This window comes from Sphingobium sp. DN12 (assembly GCF_051058005.1).
GTDB classification, from domain to species: domain Bacteria; phylum Pseudomonadota; class Alphaproteobacteria; order Sphingomonadales; family Sphingomonadaceae; genus Sphingobium; species Sphingobium yanoikuyae.
The window spans coordinates 2334766-2351706 of sequence record NZ_CP173717.1 but is presented as its reverse complement, the minus strand read 5'-3'; the positions used below and the strand labels follow the sequence as shown (position 1 = coordinate 2351706).

Annotated in this window: 18 protein-coding genes; 6 read left to right on the top strand and 12 right to left on the bottom strand. The window is 64.4% G+C overall.

Features of this window, described 5'->3' with window-relative positions:
- Window positions 1-289: 289 nt before the first annotated feature.
- From ACI6S0_RS11090 to ACI6S0_RS11050, 9 genes are all read right to left on the bottom strand, one after another.
- Window positions 290-1894 (bottom strand): family 43 glycosylhydrolase, encoded by a 1605-nt coding sequence (locus ACI6S0_RS11090; protein ID WP_434405825.1) that lies wholly within the window; start codon window positions 1892-1894, stop codon window positions 290-292.
- A gap of 53 nt (window positions 1895-1947) precedes the next feature.
- Window positions 1948-2340, bottom strand: coding sequence for a VOC family protein (locus ACI6S0_RS11085; protein ID WP_434405824.1), 393 nt, complete (start codon window positions 2338-2340; stop codon window positions 1948-1950).
- Window positions 2341-2379: 39 nt separating this feature from the next.
- Window positions 2380-4923, bottom strand: coding sequence for a bifunctional lysylphosphatidylglycerol flippase/synthetase MprF (gene mprF / locus ACI6S0_RS11080; protein WP_434405823.1), 2544 nt, complete (start codon window positions 4921-4923; stop codon window positions 2380-2382).
- Window positions 4924-4929: 6 nt separating this feature from the next.
- Window positions 4930-5340: a DUF2147 domain-containing protein gene (locus ACI6S0_RS11075; protein ID WP_434405822.1), complete on the bottom strand. Its 411-nt coding sequence runs from the start codon at window positions 5338-5340 to the stop codon at window positions 4930-4932.
- Window positions 5341-5343: 3 nt separating this feature from the next.
- Entirely contained in the window at window positions 5344-6081 is a 738-nt protein-coding gene (locus ACI6S0_RS11070; RefSeq protein WP_434405932.1) for an AcvB/VirJ family lysyl-phosphatidylglycerol hydrolase, read from the bottom strand.
- A 224-nt stretch (window positions 6082-6305) separates the two neighbouring features.
- Window positions 6306-7064 (bottom strand): TIGR02186 family protein, encoded by a 759-nt coding sequence (locus ACI6S0_RS11065; protein WP_099233854.1) that lies wholly within the window; start codon window positions 7062-7064, stop codon window positions 6306-6308.
- Window positions 7061-7975: a sulfite exporter TauE/SafE family protein gene (locus ACI6S0_RS11060; RefSeq protein WP_004207740.1), complete on the bottom strand. Its 915-nt coding sequence runs from the start codon at window positions 7973-7975 to the stop codon at window positions 7061-7063. Before ACI6S0_RS11060 ends, ACI6S0_RS11065 begins: the two co-directional genes overlap by 4 nt.
- A 57-nt stretch (window positions 7976-8032) precedes the next feature.
- Complete coding sequence (locus tag ACI6S0_RS11055; RefSeq protein ID WP_434405821.1) at window positions 8033-9043, bottom strand: hypothetical protein; 1011 nt, start codon at window positions 9041-9043, stop codon at window positions 8033-8035.
- Window positions 9044-9069: 26 nt separating this feature from the next.
- A complete protein-coding gene (locus ACI6S0_RS11050) occupies window positions 9070-10455 on the bottom strand; it encodes a glycosyl transferase family protein (RefSeq protein WP_434405931.1) in 1386 nt (461 codons plus the stop codon).
- A 195-nt stretch (window positions 10456-10650) separates the two neighbouring features.
- Here ACI6S0_RS11050 and nhaA point away from each other — a divergent pair, with 195 nt between their 5' ends.
- Together nhaA and ACI6S0_RS11040 are read left to right on the top strand one after the other, a co-directional pair.
- Window positions 10651-11865 carry a Na+/H+ antiporter NhaA gene (gene nhaA, locus ACI6S0_RS11045; RefSeq protein ID WP_434405820.1) on the top strand — a complete coding sequence of 405 codons (1215 nt, stop codon included), beginning with the start codon at window positions 10651-10653 and terminating at the stop codon, window positions 11863-11865.
- Between the two features lie 113 nt (window positions 11866-11978).
- Window positions 11979-12161, top strand: a complete 183-nt coding sequence (locus ACI6S0_RS11040; protein WP_099233850.1) for a hypothetical protein — start codon at window positions 11979-11981, stop codon at window positions 12159-12161.
- 24 nt (window positions 12162-12185) lie between these two features.
- Here ACI6S0_RS11040 and ACI6S0_RS11035 read toward each other — a convergent pair whose 3' ends face one another.
- The gene (locus tag ACI6S0_RS11035; protein WP_099233849.1) at window positions 12186-12584 is read right to left on the bottom strand and encodes a low affinity iron permease family protein; all 399 of its coding nucleotides are present in this window, start codon (window positions 12582-12584) and stop codon (window positions 12186-12188) included.
- Window positions 12585-12650: 66 nt separating this feature from the next.
- On the opposite strand from ACI6S0_RS11035, the gene ACI6S0_RS11030 reads away from it, so the two are divergent.
- From ACI6S0_RS11030 to ACI6S0_RS11015, 4 genes are all read left to right on the top strand, one after another.
- Window positions 12651-12977, top strand: coding sequence for a hypothetical protein (locus ACI6S0_RS11030; RefSeq protein ID WP_434405819.1), 327 nt, complete (start codon window positions 12651-12653; stop codon window positions 12975-12977).
- Between the two features lie 147 nt (window positions 12978-13124).
- Window positions 13125-14324 (top strand): ADP-forming succinate--CoA ligase subunit beta, encoded by a 1200-nt coding sequence (gene sucC / locus ACI6S0_RS11025; protein ID WP_004207732.1) that lies wholly within the window; start codon window positions 13125-13127, stop codon window positions 14322-14324.
- 112 nt (window positions 14325-14436) lie between these two features.
- On the top strand, window positions 14437-15186 hold the full coding sequence (locus tag ACI6S0_RS11020) for an electron transfer flavoprotein subunit beta/FixA family protein (protein WP_099233861.1): 750 nt from the start codon (window positions 14437-14439) through the stop codon (window positions 15184-15186).
- A complete protein-coding gene (locus tag ACI6S0_RS11015; protein WP_434405818.1) occupies window positions 15183-16115 on the top strand; it encodes an electron transfer flavoprotein subunit alpha/FixB family protein in 933 nt (310 codons plus the stop codon). The genes ACI6S0_RS11020 and ACI6S0_RS11015 overlap by 4 nt, the downstream gene beginning before the upstream one ends.
- Window positions 16116-16170: 55 nt before the next feature.
- Here ACI6S0_RS11015 and ACI6S0_RS11010 read toward each other — a convergent pair whose 3' ends face one another.
- Complete coding sequence (locus tag ACI6S0_RS11010) at window positions 16171-16554, bottom strand: glycine zipper 2TM domain-containing protein (RefSeq protein WP_004207729.1); 384 nt, start codon at window positions 16552-16554, stop codon at window positions 16171-16173.
- Between the two features lie 179 nt (window positions 16555-16733).
- The gene (locus tag ACI6S0_RS11005; RefSeq protein WP_010336653.1) at window positions 16734-16940 is read right to left on the bottom strand and encodes a hypothetical protein; all 207 of its coding nucleotides are present in this window, start codon (window positions 16938-16940) and stop codon (window positions 16734-16736) included.
- Window position 16941 lies beyond the last annotated feature (1 nt).

The following is a 16941-nucleotide window of genomic DNA, read 5'->3' as shown; positions in this document are numbered from 1 at the left end:
CGGGGTGGGCTTTCGCGACGCTGCCCCGGCTTTCCTACTCGCCCCTTCTCTGCTCTACCCTTGAGGATGGAAGCGCCGCCCATCTCCTTGCCAGACCACCCGCCTGTCGCGTGGCTGTCGCTTCACTGTCGCGTCGGCGCCGCGTTGAAGGTGCGCGGGCGTGACCCGATTTCCCCGCCGCTGTCGCGTCACAGGCGCGTCGCAGGCGCTTTAGCGGCGCATTGGCCCGAAATAGCCCGCACGACACTGTGAACTTCGACTGTCGCTTCCCGTATCGGCCCAATCGGCCTTAGAGCGCGCGAAAACGGAAGTCGGTGAAGCGCGCTTCACCCGCACCGGCGGAATAGAGGCCGGGGCGCAGCATCAGGAAGCCGCCGCGCACATTATGGTGATAGCCCGACACTTCCATCCCCCGGTCGAACCGCTTCCAGCTCCTGCCGTCATCGCCGCTGATGTGAAAGCGGATGATATGCCGGTCGTTGGTGACGCGCATCCGCATCCGGCGGCCATGGGGATTGGCGGGGCGGCCGCGCTCGATCCCATATTGATGGGTGACGAACCGCTCCTGGTCGAAGCCAAGCCCGCAATAAAGCTGCTCGTCATAGAAGAGCAGCAACCCGGCGACGCCACCCGGCGCGATCTCGACCGTGCATTCGAACTGATAGGCCTGGTCAGCTGCCACCAGCAGCAGCGGCGACGAACTGGAGGGGGCGGTGCCGCTGGCCTTCAGGATCAGCGATCCGTTCTCGACCCGCGCCCGCTGCGCCTCCTGCGGCGCTGGCTTGAAGAAGTTCCAGCGCGATCCGATGTGCAGCGCGCTGAAATCATCCGACAGTGGCTGCCCATGCGGTCCGACCTGACCGCCCCTGGGTTTGGCGATCGGTTGCGACAGGTCGCCGCCGGTCATGCGGAACCAGCCGTCCGCCGTCCATTCGACCGGGTCGAGCAACGTCTGGCGTCCCAGTGTCCAATAGCCATTTTCATAGCCATGATAGACCGACCACCAGCTGCCATCCGGTCCCTCGATCAAGGTGGCATGGCCGCGCGACCACCATTTTTCGGCGCGGTCGACGGTCCGCACGATCGGGTTGGCCGGGCAATTTTCCCAGGGGCCATGGATCGACCGCGACCGGGCGGCGATCACCATATGCCCGGTCGGCGGTCCGGCCGTGCCGCCCACGGCGGTCACCAGATAGAACCAGTCCTTATGGCGCAAAATCTTGGGGCCTTCGGGCGAGAAACCCTCGACATCCCAGTCGTCGGGATAGTGCCAGGGGTCATAGACATGTTCGGGCTGGCCGACGGTCGCCAGGCCATCGTCGGTCAGGCGCACCCGGTCGCCGCCCGACAGGAACAGCCAGCGCGACCCATCCTCGCCCACCGCATGGCCGGGATCGATATGGTTGGGCAGATTGAGGTCGATCGGATCGCTCCACGGCCCCTCGATCCGGTCGGCCCAGATCACATAGCTGGTGTTGGGCGATGCCTTGACCGGGATGTAGAGATAATAGCGGCCCTTGTGCTTGCACAGTTCAGGCGCCCAGACCGATCCGATATTCTTGTGCAGCGCCGGGCCGATCGGCCGCCAGTTCACCAGGTCGCGCGAATGCCAGATGATGAGGCCGGGATAGGAATCGAAGGTCGAGAAGGTCATGTAATAATCCGCGCCATCCTTCAGGATGGTGGGATCGGGATGGTCGCCCGCGATCAGCGGATTGAGGAAGCGGCCATCGCCCAGATCGGCGACGCGCTGATTGTCGAAGCCGCGCCGCCAGTCGGGCGCGGGGGCAGGCGTGACCGGTGGAGCAGGGGGCGCCGCCCGCGCCTCGCTCAAACCACCTGCCAGCGCCGCCGAAGCCGTCGCCAGCAATGCGTCCCGTCGGCTGACTGCCATGACCCTCTCCCGTTTATTGATACCGGTTACCTAAGGGCCATGACCTGATGCTGTCAAATGGCGCGGACCTGATCCTCGTAAAGCTCCAGCGGCAGTCCGTCAGGGTCGGCGAAGAAGGTGAAGCGCCGGTCGGTATATTCGTCCACCCGCACCGGTTCGCACGCCACGCCATGGCTTTCGAGTCGGGCGACCTCCGCATCCAGGTCGCTGACGGCAAAGGCAAGGTGGCGCAGGCCACAGGCTTCCGGGCGCGAGGGGCGCGGCGGCGGATTGGGGAAGGAGAAGAGCTCGATCTGCGCGTCGCCGACCGCCAGATCGCATTTCCAGCTGTCGCGTTCGGCGCGATAGACCTCGTTCAGCACGGCAAAGCCGAGAATGTCGACATAGAAACGGCGGGACCGGGCATAGTCGGACCCGATGATGGCGATATGATGGATGGCGTGCATCGCCCAGCGCTATCGCGGGATGCATCCACCGCGCAATGGCTATCCGGCGATCAGTGCCTGAAGATCGAGCAGCGCCCGGCCGAAGGACAGGCCCTGCGGCCCGGCGACGAAGCGGGGTTCCCATTCCGGCCCGAACTTGTCCTTGTAGGCGCGCAGCCCTTCAAAACCGTAGAGCGCATTGCCATGCTGGTAGAGCAGCGCGCCCAGCTTCGACCAGAGCGGTGCCAGTCGGCGCGCCTCCAGCCCGGAAAGCGGGGCGAGGCCGAGGTTGAACCAGCGATAACCCTGTGCCTTGCCCCACAGCATCAGGTGGATGAACAGAAAGTCCATCGTGCCATAGGGGGCGCCGTCATCATGGCGCATCAGGTCGACCGACAGTTCGGACCGGTCGGCCGCGGCCCAGATATTGGCGAAGGCGACGATCCTGCCCTCCTGCCGCACCACGGCGCAGTCGAACTGCGCCATATAGGCGCGATCGAAGCGGCCGACGCTGAAGCATTTTTCCTTGTGCCCCTTGGACTGGAGCCAATGGGCGGAAATCTCGGCCAGCCGGTCCATTTCCTTGTCCAGCATGGCGGCGGGGATGATTTCGAAACTGGCGCCCTCCCGCGCCGCGCGCCGCTCGGCATAGCGCAGCGGCTTGGCATCCGGGCCGTCCAGCGTGAAACCGGCCAGATCGACATGCGCCTCCTCGCCATATTTGACGATCTGCAGACCCAGTTCGATCGCCAGCGGCAGCATGTCCTGGCTGATCTGGTAGAGCAGCAGCCGCCCTTGTGCCGCATCGGCCTGTTCGCGCAGCCGCCAGAGCAGGTCCGCCCATTCGCTGCGGGCGCCGATCGGATCGCCCATGACGATCCAGCTATGCCCTTTGATCTGGTACATCAGGCAACAGGTGCCGCCATCCGACACCAGGAAGCGCTTGTCGCCGATATAGGCGAGATTGGCGTCGGTGCGCTCGGCCAGCGCCAGCGCAGCCTCCGGCGGGACGGTGGCATTGCTGGCCAAGGCGGGAATGGTCGCGGCCGGGCGCAGCAGGCGCCAGAGCGCCACGCCAATCAGCAGGACGGCAACGGCGAGGCTGGCGCGCAGGAAGCGCGAGGCATCGGCGCGGGCGGCAAAATGCCACCAGAGGTCGTTCTGATATTCGACATGCTTGTAGGCGAAGAAGCCGATCCAGACGCAGAGGCCCAGAACCACTGCGACCGTCGCCAGCCAGCCGGGGGTGAAGGCGTCGGCGATGAGCTGGGTCCGGCGATAGAAGGCCGGGCGCGCCCATTGCAGCAGCGCAGCGATCAGCAGCATCGCCGCCGCCTCCTCATAATCCAGCCCCTTGAGCAGCGAGAAGATCGCGCCGGCCAACAGCAGGATGCGGGTCAACCAGAAGGCGCCGTCCAGCCGCCGATAGAGGCCGGCCGACAGGATCAGCAGCGCCGCGCCTACCAGGCTGCCAGCCATGTGGGAGGCTTCGAGGAAGGGGAGGGGCACGACGCTGTTGAGGGTCGCGACCCGGTGCGGGATGGCCGGGAGCGAACCCGATACCAGCAGGATGGCGCCGCCCAGGAAGACGAGCGCTGCCGTCATGATCGGCGCAAGGCCGGTCGTGACGGCTTGCAGCCCGCGCAGGGTCCGGCGCAACGGCTGCCGCCAGCGCCAGCCCTCCTGCGCAACGATGATGCCGACCGCGATCAGCAGCGGCAGGATATAATAGACCAGTCGATAGGCGAGCAGCGCGGCGACCAGTTGCGGCCGGTCCACGCCGGGCAGGGCGGCGAGCATCACCAGTTCGAACACCCCGACGCCGCCGGGCACATGGGTCAGCAGCACGGCGACGATGGCGAGCGCATAGCCCAGGAAGAAGGCAGGCCAGGCGTGCAGGCCGACGCCGGGCACCAGGACGAACAGCGCCGCGCTGGCCGCAGCGAGATCGATCACGCCGATGCCGATCTGGCAGAATATGCGCGAGGCAGGCGGCAGCGGCAGGGACATGCGGCCAAAATGCAGCATCCGTCCCTGCCGGCCGGCATAGAGGATCAGGCCGATGATGGCCGCGAGGGTCAGACTGCCCGCCAAACGCAGCATTGGCGCGGACAGGCGAACATCGCCTATCGACAGCGTCTCCGGCCGCCAGACCAGCATGATCGCCGCCAGCGTCAGAACCCCGCCCCAGAAGGTGGCACCGGCGATCGCGACCACCCGCGCTACATCAGCAACACCCAGCCCCGCCGCGCTGTAGATGCGGTAGCGTGCCGATCCGCCGGTCAGCAGCGACAGGCCCAGATTATGGCTGAGCGTATAGCTGGTGAAGGAAGCGAGCGCAGCCGTGCCATAGGGCAAGGGGCGGCCGATCGAGCGCAGCGCCAGTACATCGTAGAAGGTGAGGGTAACATAGCTGATTGCGGTCAGCAGCAGGGCGGGGATCAGGGCTGCCGGGCCAAGTGCATGAAAGGCCGCGCGGATGTCGCGCACATGCACATCGTGCAAAAGATGGTAGAGTGCGACGAAGCCGAGCGCGGCAAGCAGCACGACCAGCCCAACCGACAAGGGCGTCTGGTAACGGCGCAAATATGTCATGGCCCCCATCCGCCGCTACCCCGTCTTGACCCGGTGCCAGAGCTGGCTGCGGCAGAACAGCCCGCCCAGGATGCAGCCGGAAATCTTCAACTGATCCGGCCCCTGCTGATCGATGGTGGAATAGAAGGTGCGGCCCATGTCGGGCACATAGACCCGCCCGGCCCAATGGCCCGGTCCCTTGGGGCGGTAATCCTGCAACAGGGTGGTGCCGACCAGATGCGGGATGCCGGCATCGCTGGCATCGGCCAGCGCTTCTGCATTGGCGTGACTGACCCAGCCGCACAATCTGTCCTGACAGGCGCCGGTCGTGACCGTGACGCTGCCGCGCGGATTGATCCAGGAACCCAGCACCGGATCGGCCGCCATCGCCGGAACGGCGATGATCAGGCTGATGCCGGCAAGGAACGGGCGCAAGGCATGAGGCATGGGTCAGGTCTTCCGGATCAATCCCTGCCGGGCAAAAGCTGCGTGCAGGACATGGTAGAGCGCATCGACATCATGGTGCAACGGATGTCCGCCCGGCAGCGCGACGGTCTGCACATTGGGCTGGTGCAGCAATGGGCACAGGCTGGCCGCTTCCTCCTGCCCATGGACGCAGAGCAAAGGCGCCCAGTCGAGTTTGCGTGCTGTCGGCAGGGCATCCGCCTCCGCCATGGCAAAGGTGAATATCTCGCCGGGCGAAGCGCGATATTCGACCGTGGCGCCTGGCACGACCAGCGCCACCATGGCGATGGCCCGGCGTTGCGCGGGGGGCAGCGTGGCAAGGCCGACATGCGCCATGTCTGCGCCGAAGGACTGGCCGATCAGGATGACCGGCGCAGCGGGATCGATGCTGTGGGCCTGGGCAAGGGCTTCGCCGATCAGTGCGGTGGCCTCTGCCGGGCTGCGAGTCTTGCGAAAATAGGTCAGCGAATTGACGCCGACGGTCGGCAGGCCGCCTTGCGTCAGGCGGGCCATGATGCCCGGCCCCATGCCGACCTTCATGCCCATGTCGCCCGACAGGATGATGGCGATCGGCGTGCCATGGCCCGGCCGATAGCCCCGGGGGCGGGAGAGAGAAAAGGGATCGCCGCCCAGATAGCCGAGCCATTGGAAGGCCGCCGCCAGCAGAGCGAGGATCAGGATGGGCAGGATATACCGGATGCTCTTGCCACCGCGCGCCATCATGCCGTCTCCTCGATCGACCTGAGCGCCCGGCACGTCGGGAGGAGACCGACGTGCCGGGCTGTGGGCGGCCGGAACAAGACCCACGCGTTCCGGCCGTTCGGCCAGCTGGTCCAAGCTGGCCTGTTTCGTGCCACCCAAGGGGGAGGGGAGGTGGCAGGACCGATATGGTCCATGACGGCCTGCGATAGCGTGGCTGGAAGATGAACTTTTGGAGAGGTGGGCGCTCAGATGCGACGGGCGACTGCGCCGGCGGCCCAGCCCATGCCAACGGCCAGGGCGATGGCGGTCAGGCCATAGAGGAAAGACCAGCGTTCGGCCGCGACGGCCATGAACTGTTCGAAGCCCGATTTGCGAACATGGATGTCGCGCACCGCCGCTGCCACGACGCGGCCGTCCTGCACCAGGAAGGTTTCGGCGGTATAATCACCCACGATCACACGGGCCGAAAGCGGCAGGCGGGCGCGATAGAGCACGCCGTCGCTGATCTCCACCGTGCCGGGGCGTTCGACGAACAGGCCGTTGCGCTGGCGCAGGTCGACCAGGCCAGCCTGGAACCGGTCCAGTTCCGCGCTGTCGTTGAGCGAGGAGGGGGAGAGTTGCAGCTTGTCGACGCCCAGTTCGTAGATTGCGGCGGTGCGCTCATCGACGATCCGGTCGATCGGCCGAGAGGAGGCCATGGCGTAGAAGCTGGGCGCTGAGCGAAATCGGGCGCGGTCGGCATTGACCCAGATGCCGGCCACCTTCTGCTTTTCGCGCATGGTGATCGACTGTTCGGGGCCCTTCAGCACGACGACGATGTCCGCCGGCTTGTCCGGCCGTCGCCCGTCCGGATAGACGATCGCACCGAACAGCAGCAGGTCCGCGCCGGTGAAGCTGTACTGGATCTCGACCTCGCGCTGCGACACATCGGGCACCAGTTGCGGTTCGTCCGCGGCACTCAGCAGCAGGGCCAGGGCCGGCAGGATGAGGCGGGATATCCTCATTTCACGTCGATCGTGAAGATTTCGTCGGGCCGCCAGCCCAGCCCCAGCGCCATGCGCGCGGCGACCAGCAGCACGATCGCGGCGAGCAGGATACGCAGATATTCAGGCCGTATCGTCATCGACAGCCGGGTGCCGACCTGCGCGCCTGTGACGCTGCCGATCAGCAGCAGCATGGCCAGCACCAGATCGACCGCCTTGGTCGTCATCGCGTGCATCATCGTCGTCGCCATGGTGACGAACAGGATCTGGAACAGCGATGTGCCGACCACCGACTGGGTGTTCATGCCGAGCAGATAGAGCATCGCCGGCACCAGGATGAAGCCGCCCCCCACGCCCAGCAACATGGTCAGGATGCCGGTTGCCATGCCCAGCAGCAGCGGAGCCAGCGGCGAGATATAGAGGCCCGAGCGATAGAAGCGCCAGCGCATCGGCAGTGCGGCGACCAGCGGATGGTGGCGGCGCTTGCGCGCCTGCATGCGCTTGCCGGTCTTGAGCGCGATAAGCGCCTGGATCGACTCCTTCGCCATCAGCGATCCGATGCCGCCCAGCATCAGCACATAGAGAATGCCGATCACCGTATCGATCTGCCCCAGCGACTGGAGCAGGCGGAAGATGAGAACGCCAAGGCCCGCGCCGACCACGCCGCCGGCGATCAGTACGCCGCCCATGCGGAAATCGACGGTGCCGCGCGACATGTGGGTGACGACGCCGGACACGCTGGCGCCGGTCACCTGGCTGGCAGCGGAGGCTGCTGCGACCGTGGGCGGGATGCCATAGAAGATGAGCAGCGGCGTGGTGAGGAAGCCGCCACCCACGCCGAACATGCCCGACAACAGGCCGACGACGCCACCCAGTCCGATGATGACCAGGGCGTTCACCGACAGATTGGCGATGGGCAGGTATAGATCCATGCCCCATCGGGTTAGAGACAAAAGACTCCGAGCGAAAGCCGCGAGATGGCTAGAGGCTTAAAAATCGGCGGCGAGCGTGACCGCCAGGCCGGAAGCCGGTTTGGCTTGGCCGGCGACACGTTCACGCCATTCGATCCCGATGCGTGCGGCGATCGCTGGAAGGGGCAGACGAAACTGGATTTCGGGGCCGATATCCAGTCGTTCGACATCGGGTTGCGCACCACCAGACAGGCTGAAGCCAACGCGCAGGGGGCTGTCCTTGACCGGCGCGAGCAGCGAGAATTTTCCGTCGATGAAAAGGTCGCGCTTGTGCAGCCCTACCATGCCGGTCTGCGCATAAAGGCTGGCCTCTATCGGTCCGGCAACGGGTTTGGGGCCAAAACCGCCGACGAGCAACAGAGCGAAAGCGTCGCGCGCCTGGGTATCGAGCGCGATCCGTCGCTCGGCGGCAAGGCTGACGGCAATATGGCGTATTGGCTGATAGGACAGGCCGACCGCAGTTTCGGGCGCTTCTGGCGACTGGAGGGCCGTCGTGGCCCGACCATAAGCTGCAAGGCGCCCCGAGGATCGGGGCATCAGGTCGAAGTCGATCCGCGCGCCGGCCTGCGACCCGCCAAGGCGCCCCACGGTGGCGAGGTCTGCCGATGAACCACCGCCGGAGCGCCAGAGCAGCCAGGCGCTGCCTTGCCAGCGATCATGGCCGACGGGCGATATGGTTGATACCGAAATGGCGAGGGGATCCATGGCTTTGGGTCGGGCTAGGGGAGGTCTTTGTCTGGAGGCGCCAGAGTTCAACGACCATGTAGTCGATAGTGGCGCGATGGCATAAGAGGTCCGGACTGGCTTGAAGGGCGAACTCGCTCGGATGGGTTGCCACTTATTGCCAGAATATATTGCTGTCTCTGCTCTGTGGATGATCGGGATCATGCGCTCCTGACGAGTGGGGGAGTCGATCCGACTGCCTTTGGCCGGGGCTGGCACTGCCGCTGGTAGCGGCGCTGTCGAAGCGATCGTGCCGAACAGGCGCATGCCGGTCCAGCCGATGCACAGCATGAAAAAGAAGCGCACCGGCCGTCCATCGGCCGATGATCCGATCATGCCTGCTCCTCCATGTCGGGGAAACGATGTTGCGTCTTGTCCCACACCAGCGGCTTGCCAAGCAGCGACTGGACATAGAGGATCACGGCGCGCCGGGCGGCCAGGATAGCGATCGCGTTGCCGACGAACATGCGCGGCACGGCCGCCAGTCCATGCCGCCAGCCATAGGCATGGCCGGCAAAGATCGCGCGCATCGTGATGCGCCATGCCATGAGCCAGAGATTGAGCGTCAGCAAGCTGTCGATCAGCGGTGTCGATGGGCGCATTTGCGGCGCCAGGAACGGGCGCGCCAGTTCCAATATGCTCCAGAGCAGCAGCGTGGCGTAGGCGGCGACGATGATCAGGGCCGCAAGGGTGGCGCGCCGGTCCCTGATCCGCATCCACCATTCGGCCGGGCCACCCTGCCAGCCCATCCGGTCCCAGCCGGCAAGCGAAATGCCGATGATCCAGCGTGCCTTCTGGCGGATGGCGGCCGGGGCGCTGTCGGGAAAATATTCGCGGGTCGCGACCAGTCGGCCTTGAGCGTCACGGATGCGCAGGAAGATGCCCCGGCCGCCCATGTCTGCGATCCGCAACCCCGCCTCATAGTCTTCGGTCAATGACCCCGGATCAAATGGCCCCGCGCCGTCATGAGGGGCGAGAGCGGCCAATATATTTCTTTCAAAGGCGCAGGCGACGCCGGCAGAGGGAATGGATGCGCCAAGAAATTCCCTCACTGTCAGGGACTTCCCATGAGCTTCAGCAAACTCATCACAATAATGATTGGCGATGGCACGGGAAAACCAGGTGCCGCGACCCGGTAGTGGCAGGACCGGCAATTGCACCAGCGCGAACCGGTCGATCATATGATCGAACAGCCGGATTTCATCGGGATGCACAACGTCTTCGGCATCATGCATGACGATGGCCTTGAACCGGATCCCGCTGCGGTCTTCCTCCGCCAGCATGCTGCGCCAGTTGATGTTCAGGCAATCGGCCTTGGTGGTCGGACCGGGGCGGTCATTCACGCACAATATGATATGCGGTTGATCGATGGCGGCCGATGCGATCGCGTCGATCGTCGCCGGATCATTAAGATAGGCGCCGACGAATATGCGATAATCGGCATCGCCCCAGCAATGTACGGCATGGCGCAGCATCGCGCCGATGACCTCCGCTTCCTGCCAGGCGGGAATGAAGATGGCGATACGGCCGGGCGTCGATGACGGCGGCAATGTCGCCATCGTCATGCGGAGGCGGCGAGGGTATCGGACCGCCCGCCAACCGCGACGCATCAGGAACAGAAGGTCGATCGCCAGATCATCCAGCCCGCCCAAGGCGAAGCCGATGACCGCGAACAACAATATCTCATAATGCAGCGCCTGTAGCGCGCCAAAGAGCATGTCCCCCACGATCCCGGATTTCCCCTGTCCCGATCGCCATGCGGCTGGGTGAATTTATGTCATGAGAACAGCGGTCTTCCAAGTATTTTGGAGAAAAGCTGTCAACATTGGCCGGCGGATCTGGGTTGGACCTGAGCGGAAATTTCCCTAAGGGGGAAGAATGGCAGCACCGGCAAGCACTTATGGAGAAGAGACGTGACCGAACGGCCCGTGTCCGCCCTCAGGAATTTCCTGAAGGGAGAAGCAGGCAGTGGCGTCTTGCTGATGATTTCGGCCGCGATCGCAATGATCATGGCGAATCTTCCTGGTGCTGCCGGCCATGTCTATCATGACATCTTCCATATGGTGACGGGTCCGGTGCTTGCTCCTGCACTCGGTCCCATGACGATCCATTTGTGGGTCAATGACGGACTGATGGCGATCTTCTTCCTGCTCGTCGGGCTGGAGATCAAGCGTGAGTTCGTCGATGGCGGGCTGTCCACCTGGGAGAGGCGGCGCCTGCCTTTCATCGCGGCTGGGGCGGGCATGATCGCGCCGGCGCTGGTCTATCTGGCCGTTACGGCTGGGGAACCGGCCCTAGCGCGCGGCTGGGCGATCCCGGCAGCGACCGACATTGCCTTTGCGATCGGGGTTCTGGCGCTGCTGGGATCGCGGGCGCCCGCATCGATCAAGCTGTTCCTGACGGCGGTCGCGATCGTCGACGACATGGGCGCGGTGGCGATCATTGCGCTGGCCTATAGCCAAGGGCTGGATATCATGGCTTTGGCCGGCGCCTTTGTCGTCCTGCTGGTCATGTTCGGCATGAACCGTGTCGGCGTGCGGGCCTTGGCACCTTATCTCATCGGCTTCCTGCTGCTCTGGTATCTGATGCTGCTGTCGGGCGTACATGCCACGATCGCGGGCGTGCTCGCCGCCATCACCATCCCGGTCAATCGCACGCCGGGTGCGCCGGATGCGGTGGACAGTCCGCTCCATCGCCTGGAACATCTGATCCATCCCTGGAGCGCCTATCTGATCGTACCGCTCTTCGGCTTTGCCAATGCCGGCATCACGCTCAATGGCGAAGCGATCGGCGCTCTGCTCAGCCCCTTGCCGATCGGTGTGGCGCTGGGGCTGCTGCTTGGCAAGCAACTGGGCGTGTTCGGCAGTATCTGGCTGGCGCAGAAACTGGGTATCGCGGCGCGGCCTTCGGGGGCGAGCTGGGTGCAGATTTACGGCATGGCACTGCTGTGCGGGATCGGTTTCACCATGAGCCTGTTCATTGGCGCGCTCGCCTTTCCGGGGCAGCCATTGCTGCTCGAGGAGGCCAAGATCGGCATCCTCGGCGGATCCTTGCTGTCCGCGCTGTGCGGTTATGCGGTGCTGCGTTTTGCGCCAGCGCCGCGTTCGGTCGAGCGGGGCGCAGGGTGAGGGGAATCGCGTAGCATTAACCTTCATGCTACTATCGCCTTGCCGTTGCCGCGACTCGCTTCGCGTCAGCGCGCCGACCGCACTTTCGAAAAATACGGGAGGAGGGCGAACCGATGGAGACGGACGTCAACTATCTGCTGCATCGCCAGCAGATGTCGCTGATAAACGCGCAGGCAACAACATCGCCCGAGGGGCGCGCTGCCTATGAAGGGCTGGCACGCGGTTATATCGATCAGGTCGAAGCCTATCGCAGGCGCAATGAGCAGCGGGAGAGGCTGATCATTCCGGCACATTGATTCTCCGGCCGTTGCCTCATCGCGCTATCGACGGGAAATCAGGCGATCGATCACGTCCTGATGCGGGCCATCGGCACCGCATTCGCGCTCCAATATCGTCTTGATCTTTTCCAGTTCGGCTTCGGTCAGATGTTCGATGCCGATGAAATCGTTGCGCGCGGTCTCGATCGAACGGATCAGTTCGTCGAGCTTGGCCTGGATCGCGGCGCCGTCGCGGTTCTGGGCATTCTGGATCAGGAAGACCATCAGGAAGGTTACGATGGTCGTGCCGGTATTGATCACCAGTTGCCAAGTGTCGGAATAATGAAAGAGCGGGCCGGTCACGCCCCAGATCAATACCACGCCGACCGCCAGGATGAAGGCGAGCGGCTGGCCAGTCCAACTGGCGATCCGTGCCGACAGGGCGGAAAATATCCGATCCATGCAAACTCCTTTGGCTGTCCTGCGCATTTAGGCTCTGTTCAGCCATCTGCTGTCATGGCCGTGCCCATGGCAACCATATCTTTTCGTGCAACGATCGGCGCGCTCGCCGGCTCCCTTCTGCTGGCCTCCTGCGCCAGCGTTTCCCCCGAATCACGCGTACGCGCCGGGCTGATCGATGCTGGTCTTTCGCCGCGAATGGCGGGCTGTATGGCCGAACGCATGGTCGATCGGCTCAGCCTGGTGCAGTTGAGGCGGCTCCAGTCGATCGCCTCGCTCCACAAGTCGCACATAGGCAAGATGAGCATGGACGAACTCCTCTATAAGGTCCGCGCGCTGGAGGATCCGGAGATTTTCCTGGTGACCAGCAAGGCCGCCATCCACTGCTCCTTCTGACGCTGATTTCACAATAAAGCAGGGTTGGGCTTCGTAAGGGTTTTGCAATTTTGCAAAGTCGTTTTGCGAAATGGCTCTGGCCCTGCTTCCTCGCCTGTGCTTAACCCGCCTCAACAGTTTTCCTGTGAACAAAGGACGGGCTAGCCCATGAACATTCACGAATATCAGGCGAAGGAACTGCTCGCCAAGTATGGCGCGCCGATCGCCGCCGGTCACGCCGCCTTCACCGTCGAGGAAGCCGTCGAGGCCGCCAAGAAGCTGCCCGGACCGCTCTATGTCGTGAAGTCGCAGATCCACGCTGGTGGCCGCGGCAAGGGCAAGTTCAAGGAACTGGCCCCCGAAGCCAAGGGCGGCGTCCGCCTGGCCTTCAACCTGGACGAGGTGAAGGCCCACGCCACCGACATGCTCGGCAACACGCTGGTCACCATTCAGACCGGCGAAGCGGGCAAGCAGGTCAATCGTCTGTACATCACCGACGGCGCCGACATTGCCAAGGAATTCTACCTGGCGTTGCTGGTCGATCGCGCCACCAGCCGCATCGCGTTCGTCGTGTCGACCGAAGGCGGCATGGACATTGAAGAGGTCGCTCACTCGACCCCCGAAAAGATCCACAGCTTCTCGGTCGATCCGGCCACCGGCTTCCAGCCGCACCACGGCCGCGCCGTTGCCGCTGCTCTGGGCCTGACCGGCGACCTTGCCAAGCAGGCTTCGAAGGTTGCTGCCTCGCTTTACGCCGCGTTCCTCGACACCGACGCCGAGCAGATCGAAGTCAACCCGCTGGCGCTGACCGAGCAGGGCAACCTCCTCGTCCTCGACGCCAAGGTCGGTTTCGACGGCAACGCCATGTTCCGTCACAAGGACATCGCCGAACTGCGCGACCTGACCGAGGAAGATGCTGCCGAAGTCGAAGCGTCGAAGTACGACCTCGCCTACATCAAGCTGGACGGCAATATCGGCTGCATGGTGAACGGCGCTGGCCTGGCCATGGCGACCATGGACATCATCAAGCTGAACGGCGAATTTCCCGCCAACTTCCTGGACGTGGGTGGCGGCGCCACCACCGAAAAGGTGACCGCAGCGTTCAAGATCATCCTGAAGGACCCGGCCGTTAAGGGCATTCTGGTCAACATCTTCGGCGGCATCATGAAGTGCGACATCATTGCCAATGGTATCGTCGAGGCTGCCAAGGAAGTGAACCTGTCGGTTCCGCTGGTTGTCCGCCTGGAAGGCACCAACGTCCAGCAGGGCAAGGACATTCTGGCCAATTCGGGTCTTCCGATCGTCCCCGCCGACGATCTGGGCGATGCGGCCAAGAAGATCGTGGCAGAAGTGAGGAAGGCGGCCTGAGCCCCCTAATCACCTGAGAAGATACGCCATAGGGCGTGGGTGACCCGGAAACGGGTCGCCCACGTCCGTGTTCGCGTTGGCGGGCGATGGCGTGAAAATGGAGGATGTTGAAATGAAGATCCTTGTGCCCGTGAAGCGGGTTATTGATTACAACGTAAAGCCGCGCGTGAAGGCGGATGGCACGGGCGTGGACCTGGCCAACGTCAAGATGAGCATGAACCCGTTCGACGAAATCGCCGTCGAGGAAGCCATTCGTCTGAAGGAAAAGGGCGCGGCGACCGAGGTCGTGGCGGTATCGATCGGCGTCGCCAAGGCGCAGGAAACGCTGCGCACCGCGCTGGCGATGGGCGCGGACCGCGCCATCCTGATCCAGACCGATGACGAAGTCGAACCGCTGGGCGTCGCCAAGCTGCTCGCCAAGGTGCAGGAAGAGGAAGGCGCTGGCCTGATCATCCTGGGCAAGCAGGCGATCGACGATGACAGCAACCAGACCGGCCAGATGCTCGCCGCGCTGCTGAACCTGCCGCAGGGCACGTTCGCCAGCAAGGTCGAGGTCGAGGGCGACAAGGTCAATGTCACCCGCGAAGTCGATGGCGGCCTGGAGACGGTGAAGCTCAACACCCCGGCGATCATCACCACCGACCTGCGTCTCAACGAGCCGCGCTATGCGTCGCTGCCGAACATCATGAAGGCCAAGTCCAAGCCGCTCGCGACCAAGACCCCGGCCGACTACGGCGTCGACATCGCCGCCCGTCTGGAGACGCTCAAGGTCTCCGAACCGCCCAAGCGTTCGGCCGGCATCAAGGTTGCCGATGTCGATGAACTGGTGGCCAAGCTCAAGGCTCTGGGAGTTGCAGCATGACGAAGACGCTCGTTTGGGTTGAACATGAGGGCGGCGCCGTCAAGGACGCGACCCTTTCCGCCGTGACCGCCGCCGCCAAGCTGGGCGAAGTCCATCTGCTGGTCGCCGGCCAGGGCGTCGACGGCGTGGCCGCCGAAGCCGCCAAGATCGCCGGCGTGGGCAAGGTCCATGTCGCCGACGACGCGGCCTTTGGCCATGCGCTGCCGGAGAATGTCGCGCCGCTGATCGTCGAGCTGATGGGCCATCATGACGCGTTCGTTGCGCCGGCCACCAGCAACGGCAAGAATATCGCCCCGCGCGTCGCCGCGCTGCTGGACGTCATGCAGATCAGCGACATCCTGTCGGTCGAGAGCGAGGACACGTTCACTCGGCCGATCTATGCCGGCAACGCGATCGCGACCGTCAAGTCGAAGGACGCCAAGAAGGTCATCACCGTGCGCGGCACCGCCTTTGAAAAGGCGGCCAAGGACGGCGGCAGCGGCGCGGTGGAAGCCGTGGCCTCGACCGGCGACAAGGGCATTTCCTCCTTCGTCGGCGCCGAGATCGCCAAGCTGGAACGCCCCGAACTGACCAGCGCCAAGATCATCGTGTCGGGTGGCCGCGCGCTGAAGGACGGTCCGACCTTCGAGGAATATATCATGCCGCTGGCCGACAAGCTGGGCGCGGCCGTGGGTGCCTCGCGCGCTGCGGTCGATGCGGGCTATGTCCCCAACGACTATCAGGTCGGCCAGACCGGCAAGATCGTCGCGCCGGAAGTCTATATCGCCGTCGGCATTTCCGGTGCGATCCAGCATCTGGCCGGCATGAAGGACAGCAAGACCATCGTCGCCATCAACAAGGACGAGGATGCGCCGATCTTCCAGGTGGCCGACATCGGCCTGGTCGGTGATCTGTTCAAGGTGGTGCCGGAACTGACCGGCAAGCTGTAAGCCGAATTGGCTTGAGTAGGAAAGGGCGTGGGGAGCGATCCCCACGCCTTTTTTGTCATTCGCAGTTGATGTCGTTCTTGTCGATGGCCCGGCCGGCAAGGGCGCCGCCGGCGCCGCCCAGGATGGTGCCGAGCGTCTTGGAGCCGCCGGGAGCGATGACATTGCCGAGCACGCCGCCGGCGATGGCGCCGACGATGGTGCCGGTGGTGCCGTCATCCCGCTTGCAATAATAGCGGCCGTCGCGGTCGCGGTAGATCTGGTCATTGTCGCCGAGATGGCGGCGCGGCGGGCGGCGATCCCGGTCGCGGTCACGGCCGCCGGGCGGGCGGTTGTAGCCGCCGGGGCGGTCATAGCCATAGCCGCCGCCATAATTGTCCGAGGCGCAGGCGCCGAGCGGGAGCATGGCAAGGGCGGCAAGCGCCATTATGGGGGTACGCACGGGATAGTCTCCTCTTCTTTTCCCTGTCGGGAGGAGAACCCGCAAGCGACGCGAAGGTTGCGCCAAGATACTGATCAGAAACGCGAAACCGCCCGCCGCTGCCATCGAGAGGGGAGTGCGGCAGCGAGCGGACGGCATCAACGGCGCGTCGAGGGGACGTGCCGCCGAGAGGATGGGGCTTAATGCGCCAGGGGCGAGGCGCCGCTGGCCGTGGCCGGGGTGACGACCGGGGCCGGGCTGTCCTGGATGCGCTGGTCCTCCAGCTTGGCCTTGGCGTCGTTGTAGCGGGCGACGAGGTCGTCCTTGAACTCGGTCAGCTTGCCGTCGTCATAGAGCTTCTTGCCGACATAGCCGGCGATGGCGCCGAAAATCAGGGTGCGGATCATG

Coding starts and splice junctions, on each gene's coding strand:
- ACI6S0_RS11090 (WP_434405825.1), bottom strand. CDS start 1,894: ATGGCAGTCAGCCGACGGGACGCATTGCTGGCGACGGCTTCGGCGGCG.
- ACI6S0_RS11085 (WP_434405824.1), bottom strand. CDS start 2,340: ATGCACGCCATCCATCATATCGCCATCATCGGGTCCGACTATGCCCGG.
- mprF (WP_434405823.1), bottom strand. CDS start 4,923: ATGGGGGCCATGACATATTTGCGCCGTTACCAGACGCCCTTGTCGGTT.
- ACI6S0_RS11075 (WP_434405822.1), bottom strand. CDS start 5,340: ATGCCTCATGCCTTGCGCCCGTTCCTTGCCGGCATCAGCCTGATCATC.
- ACI6S0_RS11070 (WP_434405932.1), bottom strand. CDS start 6,081: ATGATGGCGCGCGGTGGCAAGAGCATCCGGTATATCCTGCCCATCCTG.
- ACI6S0_RS11065 (WP_099233854.1), bottom strand. CDS start 7,064: ATGAGGATATCCCGCCTCATCCTGCCGGCCCTGGCCCTGCTGCTGAGT.
- ACI6S0_RS11060 (WP_004207740.1), bottom strand. CDS start 7,975: ATGGATCTATACCTGCCCATCGCCAATCTGTCGGTGAACGCCCTGGTC.
- ACI6S0_RS11050 (WP_434405931.1), bottom strand. CDS start 10,455: ATGCTCTTTGGCGCGCTACAGGCGCTGCATTATGAGATATTGTTGTTC.
- ACI6S0_RS11040 (WP_099233850.1), top strand. CDS start 11,979: ATGGAGACGGACGTCAACTATCTGCTGCATCGCCAGCAGATGTCGCTG.
- ACI6S0_RS11035 (WP_099233849.1), bottom strand. CDS start 12,584: ATGGATCGGATATTTTCCGCCCTGTCGGCACGGATCGCCAGTTGGACT.
- ACI6S0_RS11030 (WP_434405819.1), top strand. CDS start 12,651: ATGGCAACCATATCTTTTCGTGCAACGATCGGCGCGCTCGCCGGCTCC.
- sucC (WP_004207732.1), top strand. CDS start 13,125: ATGAACATTCACGAATATCAGGCGAAGGAACTGCTCGCCAAGTATGGC.
- ACI6S0_RS11020 (WP_099233861.1), top strand. CDS start 14,437: ATGAAGATCCTTGTGCCCGTGAAGCGGGTTATTGATTACAACGTAAAG.
- ACI6S0_RS11015 (WP_434405818.1), top strand. CDS start 15,183: ATGACGAAGACGCTCGTTTGGGTTGAACATGAGGGCGGCGCCGTCAAG.
- ACI6S0_RS11005 (WP_010336653.1), bottom strand. CDS start 16,940: ATGATCCGCACCCTGATTTTCGGCGCCATCGCCGGCTATGTCGGCAAG.